This is a genomic window from Streptomyces sp. NPDC005262 (assembly GCF_042872425.1).
Taxonomy (GTDB): domain Bacteria; phylum Actinomycetota; class Actinomycetes; order Streptomycetales; family Streptomycetaceae; genus Streptomyces.
Genome location: NZ_JBIAKK010000003.1, coordinates 74,756 through 90,999, shown reverse-complemented (window position 1 = coordinate 90,999; position 16,244 = coordinate 74,756). Strand labels below are relative to the sequence as shown.

General features: G+C 68.9%; 11 protein-coding genes. 4 read left to right on the top strand and 7 right to left on the bottom strand.

Annotated features, from left to right (window positions below; genetic code table 11):
* Positions 1–249 precede the first annotated feature (249 nt).
* On the bottom strand, positions 250–1,575 hold the full coding sequence (locus ACFYP5_RS10380) for a geranylgeranyl reductase family protein (RefSeq protein WP_389033179.1): 1,326 nt from the start codon (positions 1,573–1,575) through the stop codon (positions 250–252).
* Positions 1,576–2,128: 553 nt separating this feature from the next.
* Positions 2,129–4,675, bottom strand: a complete 2,547-nt coding sequence (locus ACFYP5_RS10375; protein ID WP_389033177.1) for an ATP-dependent Clp protease ATP-binding subunit — start codon at positions 4,673–4,675, stop codon at positions 2,129–2,131.
* Between the two features lie 342 nt (positions 4,676–5,017).
* On the opposite strand from ACFYP5_RS10375, the gene ACFYP5_RS10370 reads away from it, so the two are divergent.
* The gene (locus ACFYP5_RS10370) at positions 5,018–5,647 is read left to right on the top strand and encodes an alpha-ketoglutarate-dependent dioxygenase AlkB (protein ID WP_389033175.1); all 630 of its coding nucleotides are present in this window, start codon (positions 5,018–5,020) and stop codon (positions 5,645–5,647) included.
* 379 nt (positions 5,648–6,026) lie between these two features.
* Here ACFYP5_RS10370 and ACFYP5_RS10365 read toward each other — a convergent pair whose 3' ends face one another.
* Positions 6,027–6,365 carry a MerR family transcriptional regulator gene (locus tag ACFYP5_RS10365; protein ID WP_389033172.1) on the bottom strand — a complete coding sequence of 113 codons (339 nt, stop codon included), beginning with the start codon at positions 6,363–6,365 and terminating at the stop codon, positions 6,027–6,029.
* Between the two features lie 712 nt (positions 6,366–7,077).
* On the opposite strand from ACFYP5_RS10365, the gene ACFYP5_RS10360 reads away from it, so the two are divergent.
* Positions 7,078–8,217 carry a PP2C family protein-serine/threonine phosphatase gene (locus ACFYP5_RS10360; protein ID WP_389033169.1) on the top strand — a complete coding sequence of 380 codons (1,140 nt, stop codon included), beginning with the start codon at positions 7,078–7,080 and terminating at the stop codon, positions 8,215–8,217.
* Between the two features lie 133 nt (positions 8,218–8,350).
* Here ACFYP5_RS10360 and ACFYP5_RS10355 read toward each other — a convergent pair whose 3' ends face one another.
* The 3 genes from ACFYP5_RS10355 to ACFYP5_RS10345 form a co-directional block, all read right to left on the bottom strand.
* Positions 8,351–9,037 carry an SDR family oxidoreductase gene (locus tag ACFYP5_RS10355; protein ID WP_389033167.1) on the bottom strand — a complete coding sequence of 229 codons (687 nt, stop codon included), beginning with the start codon at positions 9,035–9,037 and terminating at the stop codon, positions 8,351–8,353.
* Positions 9,038–9,181: 144 nt separating this feature from the next.
* Positions 9,182–10,228 (bottom strand): cytochrome D1 domain-containing protein, encoded by a 1,047-nt coding sequence (locus tag ACFYP5_RS10350; RefSeq protein ID WP_389033165.1) that lies wholly within the window; start codon positions 10,226–10,228, stop codon positions 9,182–9,184.
* 85 nt (positions 10,229–10,313) lie between these two features.
* Entirely contained in the window at positions 10,314–11,615 is a 1,302-nt protein-coding gene (locus ACFYP5_RS10345; RefSeq protein WP_389033162.1) for a Dyp-type peroxidase, read from the bottom strand.
* Between the two features lie 722 nt (positions 11,616–12,337).
* Here ACFYP5_RS10345 and ACFYP5_RS10340 point away from each other — a divergent pair.
* Positions 12,338–13,105 carry an SDR family NAD(P)-dependent oxidoreductase gene (locus ACFYP5_RS10340; RefSeq protein ID WP_389033159.1) on the top strand — a complete coding sequence of 256 codons (768 nt, stop codon included), beginning with the start codon at positions 12,338–12,340 and terminating at the stop codon, positions 13,103–13,105.
* A gap of 141 nt (positions 13,106–13,246) precedes the next feature.
* Positions 13,247–13,585, top strand: coding sequence for an NAD-binding protein (locus tag ACFYP5_RS10335; RefSeq protein WP_389033156.1), 339 nt, complete (start codon positions 13,247–13,249; stop codon positions 13,583–13,585).
* Between the two features lie 272 nt (positions 13,586–13,857).
* Here ACFYP5_RS10335 and ACFYP5_RS10330 read toward each other — a convergent pair whose 3' ends face one another.
* The gene (locus ACFYP5_RS10330) at positions 13,858–16,164 is read right to left on the bottom strand and encodes an MFS transporter (RefSeq protein ID WP_389033154.1); all 2,307 of its coding nucleotides are present in this window, start codon (positions 16,162–16,164) and stop codon (positions 13,858–13,860) included.
* Positions 16,165–16,244 lie beyond the last annotated feature (80 nt).

Genomic DNA, 16,244 nt, shown 5'->3' with positions numbered 1-16,244 from the left:
TCACGCTAGGCAGGGGTACGCGGTCCGCGCGTGGGGCGCAGTCACCACTACTGGTCTGTTTTCACCCTGTGGGTCACGGCTGGCGGCCGCGCCCGGCGAGGCCGCCGGCCCGTAGGGCAAGGCGCTCGGAGATCCGTTCCGGGCACCTCGCCCTCCCGCTCGGTCCGGGCCGGGGGAGTCCGCCGTCTGAGCCCACATGACCTGGCCCCGATGCCCAACAGCAGGGAAGGGCCACCGCCGACGGGTCGCTCAGCGTCTACGCACGTGCGGTGCCGGGACCAGACGGACGACAGTGTTGAGCACATGGTCGATCACGTCGTGCGAGGGCTTGTCCGTGAGGTTGGTGAGCATCCGGGCCAGGGTGTTGAGCAGAAACGGCGATCCCATGACGTACCGGTTGAGGATCGGTTGGAAGCCCGAATGGCTGAAGACGGCGTCGGCGGCCGCGTTGCCGAGACGGTAGTAGCGCCCCCAGCGGCGGTTCATCTCGACAGGGTAGCCGTGCAGCACTCGCTCCCGTCCGGGGCCCGGGGGAAGGCCGAGGGCGAGCGCGGCGCTCTCGGCTGCGACTTCACCGGCCTCCATGGCCTGCCCGATGCCCTCCCCGTTCCAGGGGCTGATCATGCCTCCGGAGTCACCGACCAGCAGCAGGCCCCGGGTGTAGAGGGGATGACGGTTGAAACCCAGGGGAAGCGCCGCGCTCCGGACAGGGCCCTCGGCGTTCTCCTCACGCAGTCCCCAGGCGTCAGGAGTGCGGGCCAGCCACTGGTCCATCGTGGTCCGCAGGTCCGCGGTGCCGTGCCGCCGGTGAGGCAGCGCACCGAGCCCGACGTTGACGCGACCGTCTCCCATGGGAAAGATCCAGCCGTACCCGGGGAGGTAGTGATCGTTCCCCGGGAAGCGGAGATCGGCCCACAACTCCAGGTACTCCTCGTGCGACCGTTCCGGGCTGCGGTAGTAGCGGCGGGCGGCTGTCGCGATCTGCCTGCTCTTGTCCCGCTGCAGGCCCATGGCGAGGGCGAGGCGGGCGGAGGCGCCGTCGGCGGCGATGACGATCGGTGCGTGGAAGACCACCGGCTCCTTCGCTCCATCGGTGGCGGTGACACCGGTGATGCGTCCGGCGCGGTCGGTCACGGGCCGGGTCACCTTCACGCCGCTGCGCAACCGTGCTCCGGCTCCGACGGCGTGGCGGGCGAGGATGTCGTCGAAGTCGTGCCGACTCCGCGAGAGGCCGAAGTCCGGATAGCGCCCCAGGGCCGGCCACTCGATGTGCACCTGATGCGTACCGGCCACCCATCGCATACCGCGTGAACGCGTCCACCCCGGAGCCTTGATGTCAATGCCCATCCGGATGAGCTGGTACACCGCCCGCGGGGTCAGGCCGTCCCCGCACACCTTTTCCCGGGGGAAATGGGCCTTCTCCAGGAGCAGGACATCGATGCCTGCCTTGGCGAGGTGGAAGGCTGCGGACGAGCCTGCAGGCCCCGCCCCCACCACGATCACATCGGCTTCTTCGCCCGAGCTGCGGACGGAGCGATCGTCCGGTGGGGACGGGTCTGGCGTCGTTTCCCGCATGGGGACCCCTTTCCTGGGACAGCCGGTGCCGTACCGAGGACGGCAGCCCGGTACGTCATCATCGATCAGGACGAGCCGGCGCGGAACCTGGCCGGATCTCCGGCCGCGTCCCGGCACACTCCGGTTCTCGGCCGATCTCCTCGGCACACTCGCGATCTTGACAGTGCGACCACCGCGGCGACGGCTCTGACCACCCCCGGCCGGGCGGATCAGGGGGCTTGCCTGACGCTCGCTCCGTCACCGCCTGCACGTCGAGAAAGTCACGGGCAAGGCAGCCGGCGACGGCGGCGAACGCGACAGGGTTCGCCCGTGGCACGGGTTGGCTCGGGCCGCGCTATGACGTCCCCGTGTTCACCGTTCACCCGGGCGGGCCGCGTCGCGCGAACGGTCCACCGGGGTCGCGGCAGGCTGGGATCGCATGCGCCCTGGCAGCGAGCTACTTGCGATGCAGGGGTCCCAGGAGTGGAGCTCTGATGCGGTCCCGATCGAAGCTGCCCGAACTCGCCACTGCCGTCGTTGCCGCCGTCGTGCGCTGGAGGGCAGGGGCAGCGGGTCAGCCCGCCGGGTGCTCCGACTCCGGCTCTTTGTGGATGGTCAGCTCGCCGTCGGCGACGTCGATACGGAGGCGGCTGTGGGGCTGCAGACTGCCGTCGAGCAGCATGCGGGAAAGCCGGTTGTCGACCTCGCGCTGGATCGTGCGGCGCAACGGGCGAGCGCCGTATTCGGGCTGGTAGCCGCGTTGGGCGAGCCATTCGACAGCGGCCAGGGTGACATCGACGGTGACGTCCTGGGCGCGGAGCCGGCGCCTGGAGTCGTCCAGCAGGATGTTGGTGATCTGCCGTAGTTGCTGGTCGGCGAGTTGACGGAAGATCACGATCTCGTCAATGCGGTTGAGGAACTCCGGCCGGAAGTGTTCGCGCAGTGGGCGCAGGACCCGCTCACGGCGCGCCTGCTCGTCGGCGTCCGTGTCGCCGGCACCGAAGCCCATCGCGCCGCCGCGACCGGTGATGGCCTGTGAACCGAGGTTGCTGGTCATGACGATGACGGTGTTCTTGAAATCGATCGTGCGGCCCTGGGAGTCGGTGAGCCGACCGTCGTCGAGTACCTGCAGCAGGATGTTGAAGACGTCGGGGTGCGCCTTCTCGATCTCGTCCAGGAGCAGCAGCGAGTAGGGGTTCCTTCGCACCGATTCGGTGAACTGTCCGGCCTCCTCGAAGCCGACGTAGCCAGGGGGAGCGCCGACCAGGCGGCTGACGGTGTGCCGTTCCTGGTACTCGCTCATGTCGAGACGGATCATCCGGTCCTCGCTCCCGAAGAGCGCCTCCGCGAGTGCGCGGGCGAGTTCGGTCTTGCCGACGCCGGTGGGACCGAGGAAGAGGAAGCTCCCGATCGGGCGGCTGGGGTCGGCCAGACCGGCCCGCGAGCGCAGGACGGCGTCGGCGACGGCGGTCACCGCTTCGTCCTGGCCGATGACGCGCTTGTGCAGATGTTCCTCCAGCCCCAGCAGCCGGTCCCGCTCCTCCTGGGTGAGGCTGCTGACGGGAATTCCGGTCTGGCGGGACACGATGTCGGCGATGTCTTCGACGGTGACCTCGGTGACATGACCGCGGGGTTGCTGTTCGTGGCTTCCCTCGGCGATCCGCTGCTCGAGGTCGGAGAGCCGGTCGCGCAGCTCGGAGGCCCGCTCGTACTGCTCGGCGGCGACGGCCTGGTCCTTGTCCCGCGTGAGTTGCTCCACTTCGCGTTCCAGGGCGCGGATGTTGGTGCCGCGGGTGGAGGAGCGCAGCCGGACCCGTGCGCCGGCCTGGTCCATGAGGTCGATCGCCTTGTCGGGCAGGTAGCGGTCGGTGAGGTAGCGGTCGGACAACTCGACGGCGGCGAGCAGAGCCTCGTCGGTGTACCGGACCTGGTGATGGGCTTCGTAGCGGTCCTGGAGACCCCGCAGGATCTCGACGGCGTCGGCCGGGTTGGGCTCGGGGATCAGGACCGGCTGGAACCGGCGGGCGAGCGCGGCGTCCTTCTCGATGTAGCGGCGGTACTCCTCCAGCGTGCTGCATCCCACGACATGGAGTTCGCCGCGGGCCAGGGCGGGCTTGAGCATGTTGCTCGCGTCCATCGGGCCGCCCTCGGAGCCGCCGCCCGCCCCGACGACGGTGTGCAGCTCGTCGATGAAGATGATCAGCTCGCCCGAGTGGGCGCGGATTTCGTCGATGAGGCCGGTGAGCCGTTCCTCGAAGTCCCCACGGAAACGGGTACCGGCAACGACTCCTGAGAGGTCGAGCTGGACGACACGCCGACCCAGCAGGATGTCCGGCACGTTGCCATCGGCGATGCGCTGGGCGAGTCCCTCGACGATGGCGGTCTTGCCCACTCCGGCCTCGCCGATCATGACGGGATTGTTCTTGCTCCGGCGGGCGAGTACCTCGATGGTCTGCTCGATCTCCTCGTCACGGCCGATGACCGGGTCGATCCGGCCCTCCCGGGCGAGATCGGTGAGGTCGCGGCCGAACTTGTCCAGGTTGGGAGTGTTCCGCTCGGCCGGGCCGTGACGCTGGCCGGTGGCGCCGGGTACGGGTGCGAGGCCGTCCCGGGCGCCGGTAGGCGGCGAGAAGTGCGCGGCGTTGAGCATCTGCCCAGCTGCGGAGTCGCGGTTGGCGGCGAGTGCCACCAGTACGTGTTCCGGGCCGATATAGGAGGCGCCGGTGGAGCGTGCGATCTCATGGGCGTCGAGGAGAGCACGCTTGACCGCCGGCGTGACGGCGATGAAGTTTCGTGGCGGCCCGTCCCCGGCCTGGCGGTCGATCTCGGCGGCGAGCGCATCGGGATCGGCGCCCGCCCGCGAGACCATGCGGCGCGTCGGCTCGCTGGAGAGCGCGGCCCGCAAGAGGTGCTCCGTGTCGAGGTCGGTGCTTCCGTGCTGGGCGGCATAGGACGCGGCGACGGAGACGAGCTGGCGTGCGGGGCCGCTCAACAGCCGGCTGAAGTCGATGCGCCGCGGATCGGGCGGCTCGTCACCCTGTCCGCTGCCGAGAAAGTGTGAGAGGAAGTCTCCGAGGGGGTCCGGACCGTGGTCCTCGGGACCCTTCTGTCCGTCGGTCATGAGTATCCGTCCCCGTGGCCCGGCCCGTCCGGGCCACGCTGTCTCAGTGCACGTGAAGCGGTGTTGGACGCGGTTCCACAGGTCCGGCGTCACCCCCGGATGGCCGCAACCCCACTTGCCCCAATTTAGACGATATGAGAGCTGCGTGTCGGCCAACCGGACCAAGGGCAGCGGGGCTGCCGGGGTGACTGCCGCGTCTCGGTCGCTGTTCCCGGCGCCATGGGGCGGCCGGCCCCCGAGGGGCGGCTCCTCGGCTGTCCAGGTCCGTACCGAAGGCAGTGCATCCGTCCGAGGGGTACTTTCCTAATAGCTCACGTGTTCGAATGCGAGTATGCTGAAGACATGGCATCGCACCAGCTCCAGGGATCCCTGTTCGATCAGGGCGACGACGTGCGCCTACGCCCGCTGGACGGGCTCAGCAGAACCGAGCTCGGGGACGGGGCCTGGATCGACCTCCTCCCGGGCTGGCTGAGTGGCGCCGACGCCCTGTTCGAACGGCTGGCCACGGACGTTCCCTGGAAGGCCGAGCGACGGCAGATGTACGAGCGGGTCGTGGACGTCCCGCGTCTGCTCGCCTTCTACCGCGCCGGCGAACCGCTGCCGCACCCCGTCCTCGACGAGGCGCGGCAGGCACTCTCCACCCATTACGCCGTCGAACTCGGCGAACCCTTCACGACAGCCGGCCTGTGCCACTACCGGGACGGGCGCGACAGCGTGGCCTGGCACGGCGACCGCATCGGCAGGGGGGCCCGCGAGGACACGATGGTCGCCATCCTCTCCGTGGGAGCGCCCCGTGACCTGCTGCTGCGTCCGTGCCGCGGCGGAGATGTCGTCCGGCGGCCGCTCGGACACGGAGACCTGATCGTGATGGGCGGCTCCTGCCAGCGGACCTGGGAGCATGCCATCCCCAAGACCGCGCGGGCCGCGGGAGGGCGCATCAGCATCCAGTTCCGGCCGTACGGGGTGCAGTGACCCCTCGCCTCGCCGATGTCCGGATTCCGGCATGAAGGAACCGACGACGCCCTGGCGCCGATGCTTCAGCCCGATGCGCCGGGCTCCTCGGGCGTGGCGTGACCGGGCGCAGCGCAACGCCATCACCTCGACCGAGGTATGGGTGACTCGATGGTCCTGCAGACGGGCTGACGGGAGGTCCGGTCCGTTCGGTCAAGGTGTCCTGGACGCCTTGTTCCGGCTCGTGCACGGTGTTTCGCGGTCTACCGAGGGCTCCGGCGATGCCGTCGTCGGAGCCCTCTCTGCGTGCCGGCGTTGGACGGCGTGAGGGGGCGCAATCCCGTCAGCAGCCGGGCGAACGTCGGTGGGGGCACCGGCTGCCCCTTCCGTGGTCGGCGGGTCAGGCGTCGGACTTGGAGCGGGACTGGGGGGCGGGGCGGCGCAGTTCTTCGTTGATGCGCTGGGCTTCGTCGAGCTGGTCTTCGAGGATGATGATGCGGCAGGCCGCCTCGACCGGGGTGCCCTGGTCGACGAGTTCACGGGCGCGGGCGGCGATTTTCAGCTGATAACGGGAGTAGCGGCGATGGCCGCCTTCGGAGCGCAGCGGAGTGATGAGGCGGGCTTCGCCGATGGCCCGCAGGAACGCGGGGGTCGTGCCGAGTATTTCGGCAGCCCGGCCCATGGTGTAGGCGGGGTAGTCGTCGTCGTCGAGACGGCCGAGCGGATCTTCTGCGGTCATTTGCACCTCTGGTCGTTGAACGCGTCAGGGGGCCCTGGTGCCGTACGGCACCAGGGCCCCGAGGGATTTGAACACCATCTGCCGGCTTACTGCGGTGCCGGCCTGTCTTTTCCGCACCGGCGCCCGGGGGATGGGGGCGAGTGCGGGGATCGCGGATACGTGACCGTGGGACCACCTTCCGTTCCGGGGCTGCGGTACCCGGGCTGTCTACGTCCTCGCCCGGGCGATCCTGATGGCGTCTGCCTCCTTCTCGTCTTTCTGATCCATTTGCTTGCTCTGCGGTTGCTCACCGCTGACGGCCCCGATGGGCCGCCCGGCCCGGCAATCAGCGAGGGGACCCCTGGATACTGCCGGCCCCGCCACTCCACTGCCGTGCCTCAGCCTCCTTCTGTCCTGCATGGGCGGCAGTTCGTCCCTGCCGCGCCTTGCTGACTTCTTGGCTACAAGAACGACGCTAGCCCCGACAAGCACGCATGTCTACTTCCGCCACGACAGATTTTCTATGCGGGGGACTGGTGGGGTTCTATCGCTCGGGCCCGTTCGAAACCGCATGGGAAAACGCGATGGCGGGTGTGATGGCGGAGGGAGCGGGCGCGCCGCCCGATACGGGAGGCGGTACGCCGCTACAGGTGGTGCGTACGCGCTCCGGACCGAGCCGTGGCTGACATCCCGGGAGCATGCGTCGTCCCGGACGAGGGACACAATGAGGTATATGGGTGTCCAGCGCGCATCGATGGACCGCCTCCTGCAGCAGCCGTCCGGCCGCGGACTGGTGGCGATCCCGCTCGCGCTGATCATAGTGATCACCGTGGTGGACATCCACTCTCCCGCCGATGTCCACCTGGGGCCGCTGCTCGTCATCGCGCCCGCACTCACCGCCTCCTTCGCCGGACCATGGCTGACCGCGGCAATCGGCGTTCTGGCTGTGGCTGCTCAGGTGTTCATCGCCGTGCTCCACGGCGGGCTGGGCACGTCCAACCACATTGCGCAGATCGCCGCCCTGACCGTGCTCTCCGCCTTGGTGGTCTTCGTTTGCTACGTGCGGGAGCGGCGCGGTCGCCAGCTGAGCCGGGCGCGATCGGTGGCCGAGACGGCACAGCGAGTTCTGCTGCGGCCTCCGCCCCGCCGGATCGGGCCGTTGCGCGTGGCCTGGCTGTATCTGGCCGCCGAGGACGAGACCCAGATCGGGGGCGACCTGTTTGCGATCGCCCGCGCGGCCCATCCCAGTACGAGGGTGATCATCGGTGACGTCCGCGGTAAAGGTATGGCCGCCATCGGTGAGGCATCTGTGGTGCTGGGCGCGTTCCGAGAGGGCGCTCACCGGTATGCCACCCTGCCCGAGCTCGCGGTGACCCTCGAGGAGAGCTTCTGCCGGAACCTGGAGGATGTGGCCGATACCAAGCACGACCCCGGCGAGCACTTCATCACCTCCCTCATACTCGACATTTCCGACCATGGCTCACAGGCCCAGATGATCAACTGCGGCCATCCACCGCCCCTGTTGGTGCACGGTCACCAGGTGACGGCCCTGCACTCGCGCCGCCCCGCACCCCCGCTGGGCATGTGCGGACTGCCCGCCTCGAGCCACCTCGCCGACACGTTCCCCTTCGAAATCGGCGACATCCTCCTGCTCTACACCGACGGCGTCATCGAAGCCCGCTCACCGACCGGCGCCTTCTACCCGCTCGCCGAACGCGTCGCCTCCTTCTCCGTCACCAGCCCCGATGCCCTGCTGCGTCAAATCCACGACGACCTGCTCGCCCACGTCGGCGAGCAACCCACCGACGACGCCGCCCTCCTGGTCATCGAACGCACCGCTTCCCACCACCTCCACCGGCCGCACGTGGAGTGAGCCGCCACCGTGGGCGTCCCAGCCGGCCGGGACCCACATCGAGGCGCCGCTCGCCGAGCATGTAAAGCCCTCGGTCGGCGGGCCCGTTCCCAGGCCCTGCGGCGGTCCGTACGGCTGCCCGATTCGCGATGGGTCAGGTCACGCGCAGTCCGCCGTCGATGAACAGGTCGAGGGCGTTGACGCCGGTGTTGCGGAGGAGGAAGTCGGTGGCATCGACGACCTCCGCCGTGGTCATGAGGCGTCCGACAGGGGTACGGGTCAGGTGGGGGTGCTCGGGCGCGTCGCGCCACTTGGCGCTGTCTCCCACCACGCCCGGGTGGATCGCATTGATTCGGTGCGGTGCGATTTCCACGGCCAGGGTCTTCACCAGGCCGGTGATACCGCTGTTGAACGCGGTCACCATGGTGGAACCGGGGTAGGGGCGTTCCTTGGCAAGGCCACCGAAGAGCACGACCGACGCGCCGGGGTTGAACCGGCCGCGCAGGGTTCGCACGGTCTCGGTGTAGCCCACCAGTTTGATGGTCACAGACTCGATGGCTGCGGCGATATCGAAGTCCGCGAGGGAGTTGACGCCCTGTTTGATGGCGGTGATCACCAGGTTGTCGACCGCGCGCACATCGCCGAGCACGGCGGCGATCCTCTCCGGCTGCGACAGTTCAAGGGCCAGCCCGCTGGTCAGGCCGCCGATCTCGGCGGCCACCGCGTCGGCGTGTGCCGTGGTGCGGCTGGTGATGAGGACGGTGTCGCCACGGTCGGCGCATCGCTGGGCTACGGCGCGACCCAGTCCGCTGCTTCCTCCGACGATGATCGAGGTGGTCACGATTCAGTGGTCCGTTCAGGTCGATGGGTGGCTGACAAGGAATTCGGTACGAGCAAGGAGGCCCGGGACCGCCACGACGGCCCCCGGATGATCCGAGCGGCTGCTCGCCGGGGCGCCCGGGACCGTAATCGGTGAGTCGCGTGCTCAGCTCACCGCCACGCCGTAGGGGCTGGCACCGAGGGCGACAGTCGCGACGACCTGGTGGGAGTGCGGGTCGATGACTGTGAGAGTGCCCGCTCCCTGGTTCGTGATGTAGATCGCCTCGTGGGTGACCTCCAGATTGAACGGGTCGGTGCCGGGAGGGCCCAGGGCAATGGTTCCCACGACGCGGTGGTTGCCGATGTCGATCACGGATACGTTGCCCGGGCCGAGAACGGCGGAGTAGGCGAAGCGGCCGTCGGGCCCGATGGCCGTGTCGAAGGGGCCCTCGCCGACGGGTACGGCGGTCGCCTTGCCGGAACGGGTACCGACGACGAGGACGCGCGCTGCCACCTCGTCGGCGACGTAGGCCGACTTGCCGTCCGGGGTGATGGCGACGCCCACCGGGGAGCGCCCTGCGGAAAGCTTCCGGGCGACCCGGCGTGTGCCGGTGTCGATGACCGACAGGTTGCCGGACCCGGAATTCGCCACGTAGGCCGTACCGCCGTCAGGACTGAACGCCACGTTCACCGGAGACTTGCCCACCGGAATGGTCGCGGACACCCGGTTGGTTCGCGTGTCGATCACCGAGACGGTGTTCGAACGACCGTTGGTGACATAGAGGGACTTGCCGTCGGGGGTGAGCTCGATTCCGGTGGGGCTCTTCCCGACCGTCACGGCTTTGACGATCTTGTTGTTCTTGGTGTCGAGGACCGAGACCCGGGCCGAGCCGCTGTTGGCGACGTACACGCGCCTGCCGTCCTTGGTGACCGCGACGCCTTCGGGCGCCGCACCCGCCGGCACGGTTGCGACGACTTTGTAGGTAGCGGCGTCGATCACCGAGAGCGTGTTGTCCTGCTGGTTCGTGACATATACGAGGCCACTGGCACTGCCGCGAGTGGGTGCTGCCGGCCGAGGAAAGTCCTTGTGTACCGGGGCGGTGGGCGTACAGGAGATCAACAGGACCCCGATACCCGCCGAGAGTACCGGTCGGAGCGTCCTGCCGGGTCGCCGACGGCCGCTGCCGACTCGGGGCCGCAGGGCAGAGAACATCTCGCCTCCTGTGCGCGTTGCGATGGTTCGGTCCGGGTCCGGGCGAGGCGGCTTCTCGCCGATACCGCCCGGTGGCGGGGAAGGATCAGGCCAGGAGCCCGCGGGCGTAGTAGTCCTTCTCGTCCCGGACACCGGGAAGAGCGAAGAAGTAGCCTCCGCCCCTTGGGCTGATGAACGGCACCAGTGCTTCGCCTTCCAGTCGGGTCTGCATGGTGATGTAGGTGCTGAGTTTCCGTTGGAAGCAGACGAATGCATGCCCCATGTCGAGTTCCGGCGGGTTGGGGCTCCGGTCGTAGTCGTAACTGCGACGCAGGATCGTGCTGGTCGCCGCGGTCTGCGGAGTCTGGGGATTGGCGAGGCGGATGTGAGAGTTCAGCGGGGTGATCAGGCCCTGTGGATCATTGGTGTAGATGGGGTCGAGGAGATCCGTGGCGTCCTCGTCCGCGGCGTACATGGGAGCGCCGCTCGCCTTGCGGCGGCCGAAGATCCGCTCCTGTTGAGCAATGGGCACCTTCTGCCACGCCTCGATGAAGAAGTGCACGATACGCACCACGTGGTACGTGCCGCCTGTGGCCCAGGCCGGTTCGGCGCTCTTCGGCTGGACCCAGACCACCTGATTCATCTGGGCCTCGTCGGAGAGGGTCGGGTTGGAGATTCCGTCCTTGAAACCGAACCAGTCGCGCCGGACACCGACGGGACGCTCCGGATTGCGCTGGCCGTCGATGCGCCAGCGCAGCTTCATCGCTGATTTGGTGTGGGTCAGGATGTCGAGCAGTGCGTGCACCGTCGTGTCACGGTGATCGGCGCAGATCTGGATCAGCAGGTCGCCCTGGCTCAGCGCGGGGTCCAGGCTGTCATGACGAAAGGGCTTCATCGTAGTGAGCTGGACCGGCTTTCGCTTGCTCAATCCGTAGCGGCTGTCGAAGAGGGACGCGCCCACTCCGACCGTCAGGGTGAGACCATCCGCCACGAACGTCGGTCCCATGATGCCGTTGTCCGACGGCGCTGCGGTCCGTGGCACCTTCGGTGGCTTGCCGCCCGCCGTGAGGAAACGGGCTCGCGAGGTCAGTGTGCGGAAAAGGTCGGTGAGCTTCGCGCGACTGGAGGCGGTCACGTCGAACGAGACGAAAATTGCGTCCTGTTGGGGCAGAGTGGCGATGCCTGCCTGGTGATGGCCATGAAAGGGAATCGTGCGGGATTTCGGTTCCGCCTTGATCTCGACTGTCGGGTCGGCGCGCGCCGCACCGCTGCCCAAGACGGTCGCACCCGCGGCTCCGGCCAGGCCCGTGGCGGCGCCGTGAAGAAACGACCGCCGGGCAAACGCACTCGCCGGGCACCCTTCGCCGCTCCACCCTTCCTCCGGGGTCGCGGATGTCTCGTGAGCCATGGTTCCCCTCAGGCAAGGATCCAGGCGGCACGTCGTACGGTGCCGCCGCGATCGGATTCCGTGAGCCGGCCCCGGCCCACAAGGCGCGCGACCGCGTGCGGCAGTCCAAGCAGCGTCGGGATTGCCGCCAGTGACATAAATGTTTCGTAAAAGGTAATTTATTGGACGCGAGCGCCCGCGCCACTGGAGAGACGCCGTTCGGTCAGCCCCTCCATCGCCGATGCGGATCTGCGGTCGTGGCCCGTCGAGCGCGCCGCGGCGAGCACAGCCCTGATGGTGCGTCGAAGTTGTCGGCGTGCAGCGCGGCCGTCCGAGCCGGCAATGACGACGGTCCGTTCGTCCGGTGCGGTGAAGTTTTCTTCGACCAGGCGCTCGGCCGCTCCGGGCCTTCGGCCGGGTCAAGTTGTGGACGTTGCCCTCGTAGGCGAGGTCGACCCGGCGGGCGGCCCGGCGACAGGCGGTTCAGCGGCGGTCACAAGTCGTGGACCGGCGGGTGCGCACGCGGGGCCGCACCCTGCTCCGAGTGGCGCCGGTACCAGGGCCGGGGCGATTGTGGTGCGGACGCCCCGGCGAACGAGGACGCACACCGTGACGAGGCCGATCACGGCAGTCCTCCACTGTGTAGGCGAGGTGAAGAAGTCATCTGCTGCCGTGAGTTCCGGGACAGGCCGCGTCACCCGCATTCGGCGTGACCGCCGGACCTCGTGGACGGGAGAAGACCGATGAGCGGAAGGCTGACAGGCAGGAAGGCCCTGGTCACCGGTGGCGCACGAGGGATCGGCGCGGCTGTGGCGCGCAGGCTCGCCGCTGATGGGGCAGACGTGGCCATCAACTACCGCAGCAGCGGCGACGCGGCCGAAGCGCTCACCGCCGAGATCACCGCCGTCGGCCGCCGTGTGGTCGCGCTCAAGGCGGATGTCAGTGATCCGGACCAGATCCGGCGTCTGGCCGATGAGGCCGCCGAAGCTCTGGACGGACTCGACATCCTGGTGAGCAACGCCGGAATTGAGCACTTCGGCAAGCTGGACGATGTCACCCCCGCCGACTTCGACCGTGTCTTCGCCGTCAACACCCGAGCCCAGTTCTTCGCCGTGCAGAACGCCGCACGGCATATGGGCGAAGGGGGGAGGATCGTACTGACGTCATCGCAGAGCGCCCACAAGGCGGTCTTTCACCATGCCATTTATGCGTCGAGCAAGGCCGCAGTCGAGTGCATCGCGCTCAACCTCAGCCCCGAACTCGGTCGGCGCGGCATCACCATCAACGCCATCGCGCCCGGGGGGACCGTCACCGACATGTCCGCGCACGCGGCTTCCCACTACGTCCATCCCGACGTCGACACCGATTTCCACACCCTTGTCCGCACCGCCGGTGCACTCGGTCGGATGGCCGAGCCTTCCGAGATCGCCGCAGTCGTCTCGTTCCTGGTGTCGGACGACGCCTCGTTCATCACCGGCCGGACCGTCCAGGCCGACGGCGGCTGGTTCTGACCCAGGAAGGGCAGGTCCGTGAGGTGGAGCAGCAGGCGGTCGAGGACTTCACAGTGCCCTGCTGGTGGCTTTCGGTCGTCACAGCCTCCGACAGGGCGAGCCGGTGCGGCGGATGCCGCCTTCCAGGATCGAGGTAGAGGAATGACGTACGTCGCCAGGACCGCCCCCGGATCGGCTGGACCGGTGCCGGTCGCATGGGCTTCCGACTCGCCGCCCGACTTGGTGAACCTGGACTTCACACCGACGTTCACCATGCCGCTGCTGCGCACGGACCTCGGCCTGGGATTGTCCGCGGCCCGCGATCTGGAGGTACCCATGCCACTCGCCGCCGCCACCGCTCAGCTCGTCGCGGGCGCCGTCGGCGCGGGGCACGTCGAGGAGGACTTCGCCACCTTGATCCTCGAACAGGCCAGAAACTCCGGCATCACGCTGAAACCGCAGAACGTGCCCGTGGACGACGGTCTTTCACCGCGGACATGACCTGCCGACCGGCACCACCGGTGGGATCCGGGCGCCGGGCGTTCCGGGGGGACGTCGGTGAGCCTGGTGAGCGGGGCCAGGAGGCTTCGCGGTCCCCGGAGGCGACGGAGGTCGGGGCGGACGGCGGGGCGGGTGCGGTCGGCGGTGGTCACGGCGGACGGCGGGGTGGGTGCGGTCGGCGGTGGTCACGGCGGACGTCCCGGTCGAACTCGTCGAGCCGCTCGATGATGCCCGGGATTTCGGTGCTCCGCTCAAGGGCTCGCTCGGCTCGGTCACGACGGCAGGCCGTCCACGGTGAGGTGCAGTCCGGCGTCGGCCGGGCCATGGCCGTCCGGCGGTGTCGTCGGGCCTGGGGCCCTTGTCACCGCGTACGGGTGGCCAGGCAGGCCGGTCAGCCGGAACCTGCCGTCGTGGCCGGTGGTGGCGCGTGCCACGACCCTGCCCGTCGCGTCGACGGCGCGCACGACCGCCCCGGGCAGTGGGCGGTCCGGGCTCGCCGCGCGGACCACACCGGCGATCTGCCCGTTCGTCCGAGGGGCGTGGTCCGCGGCGGCGGTCCGGCCGTTGCCCGTCATCATCGAGTAGGTGGCCGGGCGGTAGCCATGTGCCGTGACGATCAGCGCGTACGTATCAAGGGCGGAGTCCCCGGTGGGGTGAGGTCGGTCTTCGTGCGGTCCGGGCGGACCGGCCCGAGCGGTGCCGGGGCCTGCCGTCGGTGGGGTGGGGTGTGCGATGCCCGAGGCGAGCCCGTGGGATCCGACGGGGACGGCCGCCGGGTCCGGTGTCGCAGAGCCGTGGTGTGCAGTCTCCGGGCCCCGGAGTGCCGGGCAGGAATAGTCGGTGGTGCCGACGGTGGTCGGCTTGTCGGTGTGGACGTACTTACCGCCGCGCAGCCAGGAGGCGACAGCGGCGACGAGGCAGGCGGCGATGGCGAATATGAACGCGGCTTCCAGGCCTTTCGCGAACGGCCCGGAGATCAGGGCGGGGAAGAAGCCACGTCCGGTCAGGTAGGCCGCGTGGCTCGCCGGCAGCTGGTCCAGCACATTCGGGCCGAGCAGCGTCTGGACCGGGTTGTAGCCCAGCAGCGAGGCGAACAGCACCGAGACAGGTGGCAGGGCGGACAGCCGTTCCGCGTCGCCGGCGGGGACGCCTTGGGCGACCAGGCCGCTGGACAGGGCGTGCGGCAGTGTGCCGGCCAGGCCGAGGACGATCAGGCTGAAGAACACCCCGATCGACAGCACCAGCGCGGAGTTCTGGAAGGTGGTGCTCATACCGCCGCCGACCCCGCGCTGATCCGCGGGCAGGCTGTTCATGATCCCGGCCCGGTTCGGGGAAGCGAACAGTCCCATCCCGACCCCGTTGAGCAGGAGGATCGCGGCGAACGTCCCGTAATGGAAGTCGACCGGCAGCAGCGCCAGCAGCACGAAGCTGCCTGCCGCGACGAGCATGCCGCCGGTGGCGAACGGCCGCGCCCCGAAGCGGTCGGACAGCCAGCCGGAGATCGGCCCGGCCACCAGGAACCCGACGGTGAGCGGCAGCATGTAGATGCCCGCCCACAGCGGGGTCTCGGTGAAGCCGTAGCCGTGCCGGGGCAGCCAGATCCCCTGCAGCCAGATGATCAGGATGAACATCAGCCCGCCTCGGCCTATCCCGGACAGCAGGCTCGCGAGGTTCCCGGCGGTGAACGCACGGATGCGGAACAAGCTCATCCGGAACATCGGCTCGGCGACCCTGGTCTCCACGATGCCGAAGATCACCAACATGAGCACGCCGCCGATCAGGGCGGTCAGCACCCACGGGTTGGTCCAGCCCATGGTGTGCCCGCGGTAGGGCTGGATGCCGTAGGTGATGCCGGCGAGTACCGCGACCAGCCCGACGGCGAAGGTCAGATTGCCCCACCAGTCCAGCCGGGCGGGCCGCCGGATGCCGGTGTCGTGCAGTTTCCGATACGACCAGAACGTGCCGAACACCCCGATCGGCACCGACAGCAGGAACACCATGCGCCACTCCACGGGGGCGAGCAGCCCTCCGAGCACCAGCCCCATGAACGAGCCGGCGATGCCCGCAACCTGGTTCAGTCCCAACGCCAGGCCGCGTCTGTCGGCCGGGAACGCGTCGGTGATGATCGCATTGGAGTTGGCCATCAGCATCGCGCCCCCGACACCCTGGCCCACGCGCATCAGGATCAGCCACAGTGCGCCCGCCGTGCCATGCATCCAGGTCACCGACAACAGCACCGAGAACACGGTGAAAACCGCGAATCCCGCGTTGTACATGCGAACCCGGCCGTACATGTCGCCCATCCGGCCGAAGCTGACCACGAGCACCGCTGTGACCACCAGGTACCCCGTGATCAACCACAGCAGCAGACTCGTGTTCCCCGGCTGCAGCGGATCGATTCCGACGCCACGGAAGATGTCCGGCAGCGCGATAAGCATGATCGACGCGTTGATCGTGGCTATCAGAACACCCAGTGTGGTGTTGGACAGCACGACCCACTCGTAGTGCGGGCCGGCGGTATCAGCGGCGTCTCCGGCCGGCCCCCGCGCCGCACGCGATCCGGCGGACCTCGCAGTCATGGGCACGTCCTCGGACGAGGAGGTATGGATCGGTCCCTCTTCCCGAACTCCTCCGATTTTGCGGATCTTGCTGGCGGCCG